Source organism: Caballeronia sp., from assembly GCF_028292365.1.
GTDB lineage: Bacteria > Pseudomonadota > Gammaproteobacteria > Burkholderiales > Burkholderiaceae > Caballeronia.
In genome coordinates, this window is sequence record NZ_JAQGMM010000565.1 from 1 (window position 1) to 9,995 (window position 9,995).

Genomic DNA, 9,995 nt, shown 5'->3' on the forward strand with positions numbered 1-9,995 from the left:
TCCTGCTCTGGCTCGATCTGACGAATATAGTCGAGCTCGCCGGCATATATCGAGGGGAGGTCAGTAGCACGGGCGCGACGAATTGAATACAGGTCTGTCATCGTTTGGAAAGGTGCAATAAGTTAAGTACGCTCACATTACCTTATGCAGGCCGCTAACTGACGGTCTGTTGCGCCACAGCGCTCAGAAGCGACCGGTCCATCCATACGCCCAAGGCAGTGCGATCCGTCTGGTGCGATCGTCCGATCGCCTATCCAGGGTCGGCGCTTCTCTCGCGTCGCCTGCCAAGCGGTCGCTGGCCGAACGCGGGAATGATCTGCGGCAGCATTGAGGCGCTAGCAAAGAGGAGCCCGACGCCGCACACTCCCGGCCAATGCCACACGCTCCACGCATAGTTGCCAAGCGTCGCGCCGATCGCACCGCCCGCAAAGCGGACCGTCATATAAAGCTCGCCGCCACGGCCCAAGGCAGTGTGGGCGCAGCCGCCATCGCGACAAGCGCAACGACGGACGCCGACAATGTGAGCGCGAAGAGCTTGCGAAATTCCACCTTGTCGCCGAGCGGAATGAAGAAGAGCAGGCCGAGCGCATAACCCGCCTGCGTGGCAATGGAAACCACGCGACCGTCCCGTGCGACAATCTGGGTCGAGGCCGCGCGCTGTACCGCGTACCGCGCTGCGGCGCGACACCTCGAAACGTCCAGGGCCAACCATCGTGAACCGTCCAGCATCGCTCTTGTGTCCCGACTGGGTAAGACGTGCCGAGCCTATAGAAGGCGTCGAGCGCATTGAAGCGTGGTTTCACGGCAAGGCGTATGCCATGCACCGGCACGACACCTATGCAATTGGCCGCACGCTCGCCGGCGTCCAGAATTTCAACTATCGGCGCAGTCAGCGAAACAGCCTTCCCGGCAACACGATCGTCCTTCATCCCGACGAGGCTCACGATGGTCAGGCGGGCACGGACGATGGATTCAAGTACCGGATGATCTATGTTGAACCCGCGCTCTTTCAGGACGTGCTCGGCGGACGCGCACTGCCGTTTCTCGACGGCGGCGTGACGACCGATGTGCGCCTTGCGGCGGCAACCGCGACCTTGCTTCAACATATCGGCCATACGCTCGAGCCGCTCGAGCAGAGCGATGCGCTCGCCGAGCTGGCGCACGCGTTAGCCGCAGTTGCCGGCACGCCCGCACGGCGCCCGGCAGGCGATTTCCTCGCGGCGCGGCGCGCACGCGACTATCTGCACGTGAACTGTGCCCGGGTCGTCACGCTCGACGAACTTGAAGCGGCGACCGGCCGCGATCGCTGGAGCCTTTCGCACGATTTCCGCACGTTCTATGGCACGAGTCCGTACCGTTATCTGACGATGCGGCGCCTAGATACGGTGCGGCGCATGCTGCTCGCCAATACCTCGCTCGCTGAAGCTGCTGCAGCCGCGGGCTTTGCTGATCAGAGCCACATGACGCGACATTTCACGAAGACATTCGGACTGACGCCGGGGCATTGGCTCCGGGTCGCGGGCGGCATCCAGCGCGTTTGAAAAACACCCACGATCGTTCAATACAGCCGCCAGGAGCATGCGTATCCTCGACGCATTAACCTTTCAGCGGAGAGAACGATGTCCCAATTCCAGAACCCGAAGCACATCGACGCGCCAGCCGAGCGCGGCCAGTGCCAGACCATCGACCTGATCGGCAAGATCGCGCAGATCAACGGGCACTGGCAACCGCGCGTTGTCGCCGAAATGAACGACTATCAGTTCAAGGTTGTGAAGGTCGAAGGCGAGTTTCCGTGGCACCGGCATGCCGATACTGACGAAACGTTTGTTGTACTAGAAGGCGAATTGCGTATCGACGTTCGCGGGGGGCCTTCGGGCGATGGCTCGATCGTGCTGCGAGCCGGTCAGATGGCTGTCGTGCCGAAGGGCGTTGAGCATAGGCCCAGTGCAAATGCGGAAGTGAAGATGCTGCTGATCGAGCCGAGAGGTGTGGTGAACACAGGCGATGGCGCGAAGGGCGAGCGTACCGTCGAGAACGATCAGTGGGTTTGAAGGGCTTCCGGCATTTGACATGTCAGAGGCGGAGCGGGCGAGTTTGGGCGAGTCAATTTGGGGCGGTGGTTCGACGTCTCGCCCGCTGACGGGGGTTTATGTTTTCAATAGTCCAGTTCCAGGCTTGCCATGAAGGTCCGCGGTTGACCCAGGTAGGCTGTGTTGGCGCCAGCGCTTCCCACGATATTCCCGTCCGCAATGGATGAGTAGTATTCCTTGTCCGTAACATTTATGACCTGGAAACGATAAATTTCGCGATGATTCCAGTAATGCGCCGAGTACCGCATTCCCAGGTCCAGCGTGGTGTAGGCAGGAGCAAAAGAGTTGTTCGTGTTGGTCGCCGCTCGATCACTTTCGTAATGAACGGCTCCGGTCAGGCCGAAGCCCTGGCTAAAGTCAGGGTGGTAGTCGAACGCGAGATCCGCTTTGAATTCCGGAACACCAACGACCAGCTTATCGCTCGTCGCCGTGTTTCCGGTGCCTTTCAGGCGTGCATCGATGTAGGTCACACCGCCGAAGAGACTCAGGTACGGCAGCACATCCCCCTGGACGAACAGCTCCGCGCCCGTGTTCATCTGCGTACCTACTACGGAAAACACATTGGTCTGCGCGTTGGTGTTAGCAAGCGGACGAGTCATTCGAAATGCAGCCAATGTGACAAGTAGATCATCGGACATTGCATACTTCGCGCCGACCTCGTATTGCTTGTCCTTGTAGGGTGCCATGAACTGATTGGCGTTCGCGGTGCCCGCCGGTGCCTGGTCGCCTTCTTCTATACTGTCCGAGTACGTCGCGTAAGTAGTGAGCTGAGGAAGCGGCTTGTAAATAATGCTGACGGTCGGACTCAAGTCGCCATTGTGATCATCGGAACTCGTGACCTTTCCGGCGGCATTGAAGCTTGTATCGTGCAGGAACGAGGTGCTCAGGACGCCTTGCAGCGCAAGCTGATCGTTCAAGTGGAGGGTGTCGCCCGTCACGATGGATTGTTCAATCAACGAAGCAGATTGATACTGGCCGCCCGTAGCGGGAACCGGTGGCGACGAGAGTACGACCGGGTTCGCGAGATTGGCGCTGCCGAGCACGGTCGCTATGGAGTTTCGCGACGAATACTGATTGTTGACGAACCCGTTCGTCCCGATCGTCGCGTCGTTTCTTAAGCCCAACACGTCGAAATGGCCATTCAGAGCTGCCGTGTTGCTGCTAATCGTGAAGTGCGGAATCGCAGTGAAGTTTTTGGTCACCGTATAGTTGCCGGCGTTGTTGGTCAACGCATTGGTGATCCCGTAAAGCCCTCGTTCCGAATTCTGGTAAAGGCCGCCAACTTCGAAGCTCCAGTTGTCGTTGAACTTGTGTTTGACTTTGACCAGCGCGGTGTTCGTCACCAGGTCCGAGCCGGCGACCGGCTGACCGTAGCCAAGCCTGGTCGGGTCAACCGCGCTCGGCAGCAACGTGCTTTTGCCGCCGTCATACACGATGCTTCCGGGAAGGCCGGTGATGTCGGTCGAATAATGGCTGAAGTCCGCTTCAATGACTGTCCTGTCATCGATATGAAAGTCGAAGTCTCCACTGACCAAGGTTCGATTGACATTACTTTCAGGAGCCCAACTCTGACCTTCGCCGTGCACCAGGTTGAAGCGATAGCCTAGCGCGTTATCGGGACCGGTACGGCCGCCCACGTCGACCTGTTCGGTGAAAACGCTGTCCGAGCTATAGCCCTCTGTAAATTGTGCAGTCGTTGTATCGGTGGGACGCTTCAGTATGTAGTTGAATACACCCGCAGGCGTTTCCGGTCCGAATAACGAGCCGGCAAGTCCATTCAGGACCTGGATACCAGACAGGTTCTCGGTCGGAATAGCCGTTGTACCAATGACGTTCAAACCATCCAGCCTGGTGTTTTGCACGATGCCGCTTTGAAAGCCCCGCGATTGCGGACGCGACACCTCATAGCCTTGCTGGTTCCGGATGATGACTGACGGAAGCGAACGCAAGGCATCGTTGACCGTACGCGCCTGGGCGTTGACGATCACGTCCTGCGGAATCACCGTGATTGACGTCGGTGCGTTCAGAATCGACTGGTTACCCAGCGGACCAAACACCGCGCTTAGCGGGTTGTAGTCGGGCACGGCAGGAAGGCTGCTTTCAGTGATCGAGATGGCCGGCAGGGAAACGCTTGCTTGTGCCTGTGCTTGTGCTTGTGCTCCCGGAAGTGCGATCACCGCGACCATCCACACAACTTTTTTGTGATTCATTCCAGCCCTTACGAATATTCGAAAAAATTTCCTTACGTTATATACAGTGAAACATACTGAAGAATCAACTCACTGATAGCAACGGTCTATTTCGAAGGACGCAAAGACACCAGTGGGTCGGCTTGATGGGTTGATTTGGCGACGCGGAAGACGAGTCTCCCAACGCGGCGATTCATGCTGGATTGACCACGCTGCTAGTTCTCGACATGACAAAAATGCAAACCCAGTGCCCGCAGCTGCCGGCGTCACGACGGACGTGAATGGCAAGCAAAAGTCCGTTGTTTCGGGTCAAATGGGCCTTCAATGTCCGAGTCAAAGCGCTCGCGAATGACCGGGGTTGGCGGAACAGCGACGGATGGAGATCGGCTTACATCGACCCACTGCGGCCTGTCGACCCAGCGCGACTCCATGGCGGCTTTCAAGGTACGACAGCCGTTCGGCGATCCGCATAAGGAGAGGGGGATTTCGGCCATTGCGGAGTGCCTTTACGGCGATTCGACGGTCGAATTTTTAAAAAGGGAAGAGGCGGATGTCCCTTCCCACACCTTTGCTGCCTCCAATGTGACGGGTACGCGATCTTAGCGTGGACGTGGGCCAGAATTCGCTAGCGAGGCGCAACCTCTTCACCTCCAACGCGGTCCGCTATAGATTCAGTGGTCGCGGCCGCTAGTCTTTTGTCCTTCAAGACTCACCTGGACGCCCAGTGCACAGCCTGCCATACATGAAGCGCCGGGAACCGGGACGAAAGAGGGGACCGTCTCGTTGCTAATAATGCCCTTAACAACTTGCCCGTTGTCCGCAATCGCGATTTGAGCGTCGAGCACCGCGCCACTGTCGTACACGATATGCATCGTACCGGTGCAGTCTGCGTTGACCGTATATGTGCCGTGCTGGTTCGGGTTGAACGTCGTCTGTCCGGCTCTGGGTGAGCCGTTGGTGTTGAGAAAGTCGGTTCGTTGAAAGCTTCCAGAGCCGTCAAATTTCTGAATGGCCACACCGTCGATGATGATGGGAGGGGTAAGCGCGTGGAGTACGATTGGGTTGATGCTCGCATCTAGTATTCCGAGCAATTCTCCATGAACGCTGAATGAGTACGAACCTCTGAGTGTAGCGGCGGAACATTCTCCCCCGGCATGGGCAGTGCCGCTAAGGGCGAGTAGCGCAACGGCGGCGGACGATACGTTAGTGAAGCGCTTGCAGGTCATGTTCATCTCCTTGTTCAAAATCGAAGCGAATGACACAACGCAGACCGTTAGATGGTCAGCTCCGGGACGAAGGCGCTGGGCCTGGAAAGGAATACTTTGTTTTAATTGACCCGTTATCGGGCCTTTAGCGGCAATGGCTAGAGGTCGACGTGTTCGTGCCCCTCGTAAGCGTAGACGGCCAATCGAAAGGGTTTAGTAGGGCTTTCCCTGCTCGGCAAAAACGTAGGCAAGGCGACCGGGTACTTCAAGAAGGAGCCGAGGTGAAGTACGCGTTCCTCGAGCGAAATCGCAATCACCCGGCCTTATGGAAAGCTTCGCATCGCTGATGATGCGACGAACAAAAAAATGTAGACGGAGCGGCGCTTAACCGACCTTCGAATGTCCGACTGAGTTGCCGGTCGAGCGACTGCTGGTGGCCGGCCTCCGCCCGCCGCTGCAACCGGTCGCTCACCGCACGTTCGATTCACAGCGCGGCAGGGATCACCGCGTATGTCCAAAACAAACCCCTCAAGGAAGTTTGCGCTTGCCCTGACTTATCGCCCGATTTCCGGAGTGCCTATCGCCAACTTCAATCGTTGAGCTTGGTCGAGATGAAAGATGAAGGACGGGCGAAATCGGACCAGGAGCATCTTTAGTTCCACGCTCGTCGCAGACCGAATGAAGGTATCCACGGTTTTGACCAACTGCTGAAGGCAGACGACCTCCCGATCAAGGTACGCTTCGTCGAATCCACGCGTTTCGACTTCGTTGAGCCTCGCAAGGTCGTCAACGCTCTGTTTCGTTAGTGCGTCGCTCGTCGCACTTCGTTGCAGGTTTGCCGCCAGTCTCTGCGTCAGTGCGATGATCTCCTGATTGACCTGCGCATGTTCCGTAACGATCCGCGTTGCTAAGGCCTGCACGCTCCTGGACTGGGTTCTGCGCAACGCAGACTCTCCTGCCGCAATTTCCGCCTGATTCGCCACGAAAACGACGCCAGCAATTTGTCCATCGGTCAGACGTTCCCCCTGCCCATACGCGTGACTTATCCATGCGAGAACGAAAAGCAGCACGGCGGCGGTGCGTTTGCCCTTCATCCTCGCTCCCATGTGAAGTTGTCCTTGAGCGTCCGCCACCGCACGTAATGCGAATGTTGCGGCGTTCGTCGCGTTCGTCGCGTTCGACGCTGTCCAATTTACCCCAAAGCCGTCCTGGTCTTGACTGGCAAATCGATTCGCGCGACTGGTTCCACGCGGCACATGCGAAGTAGGCGATGGGTCGTGACTGCCGCAACCCGACCCTGAGCAGCCGCTGGAGTCGGTGAAACATCAATGGCGGCTTCCAGGACCGATTCGGACATCGGCCCCCTATTTGCTGCACCTCGTAGCCGGTGGTGTGTGCATATCGTTCGTGCGACGTGACGGGATGCGCTTGCCGTCTTGCTCATTCCTTGCTCGCAGGAAACATACATCCGCCATCGCGGACCAGCGCCTTCACCTCTTCGCTCATCTGTAAAGGGCTTTGACTTAATCGAGCAATCAATTCCTTACGGCGCCGCACATACGACTTCGAATCGTGCTTCGCGCTCCAAAGGACTATGTTAAGCACGATGGGAATGAGGTCCAGGCCCTTTTCGGTCATCGTGTAGAAGTCCTTGCGCCCGTCGTCGGGGCTCGGCGCCCTAGAGAGAATGCCTTGCTCCTCAAGAAAGGCAAGACGGGAAGCAAGGACATTGGTCGCGATTCCCTCTTCCGATTTCAGGAACTCGCCATATGTCTTCTTGCCGACAAAAACGATGTCGCGAATGATCAAGAGCGACCACCGGTCGCCGAAGATCTCCACGCCGTAGTTCACTGCGCAATGGGACCGAACGTCTTCTTTAGATGTCGTCTTCATGGTTGGATATTAACATCGCTTGCAATGTGCAAGTAAAATCCCGAGTTTACTTGTTTTTTGCAAGTAATGTGAATAGGATGGTTGCTAGTGACTACGAGCACCACCCAACTCGCAAGGAGACTGCACATGAGCACCATCAGCATCATCGGCACAGGCGGCATGGCCGCAGCGATCGGCGGCCTTGCCGCCAAGGCCGGTCACACCGTCGAGGTGATGAGTCGCGACGTCGCCAAGGCGCGGGCGCTGGCCGAGAAGGTCGGAGCCCGCGCGACGACAGGAACGTTCGGCGCCGCCCCGGCCGGGGACATTGTCATCCTGGCGGTTCCCTATTCCGCCGTTCTTAACGTGGTAAAGCAGTATGGCGAAGAGCTGGCAGGCAAGGTTCTTGTCGACATCACCAACCCCGTCGCCTCCGATCACACGAGCTTTGTGACCCCCGGCGACAGTTTCGGCGCGCAGGAGATCGCCAAGGCCGCCCCTGCCGATGCGAAAGTCGTCAAGGCGTTCAACACCCAGTTCTCCCACGTTCTGGCTGCCGGTCCCGCCGAGGGCCACCCACTCGACGTGTTCATCTCCGGGGACGACGCGCCGGCGAAGGTACGCGTCTCGGCGTTTATCGAGAGCCTCGGACTGCGCCCGATGGATACCGGGGCGCTGCCCATGGCGAGGACGCTGGAGCACGCCTGCCTGCTGTCGCTGGGCCTCCTCATCCACTCCGTCAAGCACGCCAACTTCTCAATCGGCATCAGCCTTTTCGGCTGAGTGCACCGGTACCACCACTTCTCGTATCACATCGCCTACAAGGAGCAATAACATGCACGTTTTCGTCACGGGCGGGACCGGCCATATCGGTTCGTACATCATCCCCGAGCTCATCGCCGCCGGCCACGAGGTAACTGGCCTGGCCAGGTCGGACAAGTCCGCGGCGGCGGTGTCCGCGCTCGGCGCCAAGGTGCGTCGCGGGGATATCTCCGACCTCGATGGGCTCAAGGCGGCGGCGGCTGCGTCCGACGGCGTCATCCACGTCGCGCATAGGCAAGACCTGCTTCCCTCCGGCGGTCTTGACGCCGTGGCCGCCGCGGAGATCCAGATCATGCTCGCGTATGGCGAGGCACTAGCCGGAACCGGAAAGCCGCTGGTCGTGTCGGCGAGCCTTGGCTCGCCTGGGTGGGAAAACCTGGGCCGGCCAGCCACCGAGGAGGACCCGGCCCTTCCCGGCGGCGATGCGTACAAGGGGACCCTGCGGGTTCGTAACGTCGTGGAGCTCACCGTAGTCGGCCTCGCGCAGCGGGGCGTGCGGTCTTCGGTCGTGCGGATTCCTCCCATCGCGCACAGCACGACCGATGCCGGCCTCCTCCCGCTGCTGATCGGGCTCGCGAAGGAGAAGGGTGCCATCGGCTACCCCGGAGACGGCGCGAACCTGTGGCCGGCCGTGCACAGCCGCGACCTCGCCTCCTTGTTCCGCCTGGCGCTGGAGAAGGGTCCGGCTGGCAAAAGCTGGCACGGGATTGAGGGCGAGGGCATCCGGTTCCGCGAGATCGCCGAGGCCGTTGGCAGCCGTCTGGGCCTACCGGCCGTGAGCATTCCCGTGGACGTACTGATGCTGCCGGGATACTTTGGTTTCCTCACGAATTTGGTGACGCTGGATCTCTCGGCGTCCAACCTCATCACTCGCCAGACCCTCGGCTGGGAGCCTGCTCAGCCCGGCCTGCTCAAGGACCTCGACAACGGCCACTACTTCCCTGTCCTCTGAGTTGAGCTGAGGCAGGAAGCCGAGTCGCAACGAGCCCGGCGGACAGCAATATCGCGAAGCCGTGATTCATCCGTGCAAAGACTCTGTCGACCCGGGGGCGGCATGGGGGACGACCCACGCGGCTTGGCACACACGGAACATTTACCGGGGGATGCCCCGTTTAGAAAGTACGAGCACCACTTAACTCACCAGGAGACCGCACATGAGCACTATCAGCATCATCGGCACAGGTGGCATGGCCACGGCGATCGGCGGCCGCATCGCCAAGGCTGGACACACCATTGAGGTGGTCGGCCGCGACCCCGCCAAGGCGCGGGCGCTGGCCGACAAGCTCGCAGCCGGAGCGACCACAGGGACGTACGGCGCCGCGCCGGCGGGCAACATCGTCATCCTCGCCGTGCCTTACACCAATGCGGCGACGGTGTTGGCCGAGTACGGGGATGCGCTCGACGGCAAGGTGATCATCGACATCACCAATCCGATCTCCCCCGACGCCACGGGCCTCGTCACACCCCACGGCAGTTCTGGTGCGCAGGAGATCGCCAAGGCCGCCCCCGCCGGCGCGCATGTCGTGAAGGCGTTCAACACCCTCTTCGGCCCTGTACTTGCTCGGAGTGGACGCCTCGACGCGTTCATCGCCGCTGACGATCCGAAGGCCAAGGCGCGCGTCTCAACCTTCATCGAGAGTCTCGGGCTGCGTCCGTTCGATGTCGGCGGCCTGCACATGGCCTCGACGCTCGAGTCGCTCGGCCTGATGCTCATCGGCCTAGCCAAAAACGGCACCGGCACCTTCGACATCGCCTTGAACGTCGATGTCGGCTGAATCACCGACACCACGTGCTCACCGGCCGGTCTACAACATCAC

11 protein-coding genes are annotated in these 9,995 nt (G+C 59.5%); 5 read left to right on the top strand and 6 right to left on the bottom strand.

Annotation, left to right across the window (positions count from 1 at the left end; all coding sequences use genetic code 11):
* Positions 1–250: 250 nt before the first annotated feature.
* Entirely contained in the window at positions 251–442 is a 192-nt protein-coding gene (locus tag JWR14_RS33330; RefSeq protein ID WP_299717964.1) for a hypothetical protein, read from the bottom strand.
* Complete coding sequence (locus tag JWR14_RS33335) at positions 439–618, bottom strand: hypothetical protein (RefSeq protein WP_299717966.1); 180 nt, start codon at positions 616–618, stop codon at positions 439–441. Before JWR14_RS33335 ends, JWR14_RS33330 begins: the two co-directional genes overlap by 4 nt.
* Positions 619–713: 95 nt before the next feature.
* Here JWR14_RS33335 and JWR14_RS33340 point away from each other — a divergent pair, with 95 nt between their 5' ends.
* Both JWR14_RS33340 and JWR14_RS33345 read left to right on the top strand, forming a co-directional pair.
* Entirely contained in the window at positions 714–1,541 is an 828-nt protein-coding gene (locus JWR14_RS33340; RefSeq protein ID WP_299717968.1) for an AraC family transcriptional regulator, read from the top strand.
* A gap of 78 nt (positions 1,542–1,619) precedes the next feature.
* Positions 1,620–2,051, top strand: a complete 432-nt coding sequence (locus JWR14_RS33345; protein WP_299717970.1) for a cupin domain-containing protein — start codon at positions 1,620–1,622, stop codon at positions 2,049–2,051.
* Positions 2,052–2,155: 104 nt separating this feature from the next.
* Here JWR14_RS33345 and JWR14_RS33350 read toward each other — a convergent pair whose 3' ends face one another.
* From JWR14_RS33350 to JWR14_RS33365, 4 genes are all read right to left on the bottom strand, one after another.
* Complete coding sequence (locus JWR14_RS33350; RefSeq protein ID WP_299717972.1) at positions 2,156–4,300, bottom strand: TonB-dependent receptor; 2,145 nt, start codon at positions 4,298–4,300, stop codon at positions 2,156–2,158.
* A gap of 650 nt (positions 4,301–4,950) precedes the next feature.
* Positions 4,951–5,505, bottom strand: a complete 555-nt coding sequence (locus tag JWR14_RS33355; RefSeq protein ID WP_299717974.1) for a hypothetical protein — start codon at positions 5,503–5,505, stop codon at positions 4,951–4,953.
* 533 nt (positions 5,506–6,038) lie between these two features.
* Positions 6,039–6,578 carry a DUF4142 domain-containing protein gene (locus JWR14_RS33360; protein WP_299717976.1) on the bottom strand — a complete coding sequence of 180 codons (540 nt, stop codon included), beginning with the start codon at positions 6,576–6,578 and terminating at the stop codon, positions 6,039–6,041.
* Between the two features lie 346 nt (positions 6,579–6,924).
* On the bottom strand, positions 6,925–7,377 hold the full coding sequence (locus tag JWR14_RS33365; protein ID WP_299717978.1) for a helix-turn-helix domain-containing protein: 453 nt from the start codon (positions 7,375–7,377) through the stop codon (positions 6,925–6,927).
* 120 nt (positions 7,378–7,497) lie between these two features.
* Between JWR14_RS33365 and JWR14_RS33370 the strand changes: the two genes are divergently transcribed.
* The 3 genes from JWR14_RS33370 (at position 7,498) to JWR14_RS33380 (ending at position 9,953) form a co-directional block, all read left to right on the top strand.
* The gene (locus JWR14_RS33370) at positions 7,498–8,139 is read left to right on the top strand and encodes an NADPH-dependent F420 reductase (protein ID WP_299717984.1); all 642 of its coding nucleotides are present in this window, start codon (positions 7,498–7,500) and stop codon (positions 8,137–8,139) included.
* Between the two features lie 52 nt (positions 8,140–8,191).
* On the top strand, positions 8,192–9,130 hold the full coding sequence (locus tag JWR14_RS33375; protein WP_299717980.1) for an SDR family oxidoreductase: 939 nt from the start codon (positions 8,192–8,194) through the stop codon (positions 9,128–9,130).
* Positions 9,131–9,332: 202 nt separating this feature from the next.
* Complete coding sequence (locus JWR14_RS33380; RefSeq protein ID WP_299717982.1) at positions 9,333–9,953, top strand: NAD(P)-binding domain-containing protein; 621 nt, start codon at positions 9,333–9,335, stop codon at positions 9,951–9,953.
* Positions 9,954–9,995: the final 42 nt, after the last annotated feature.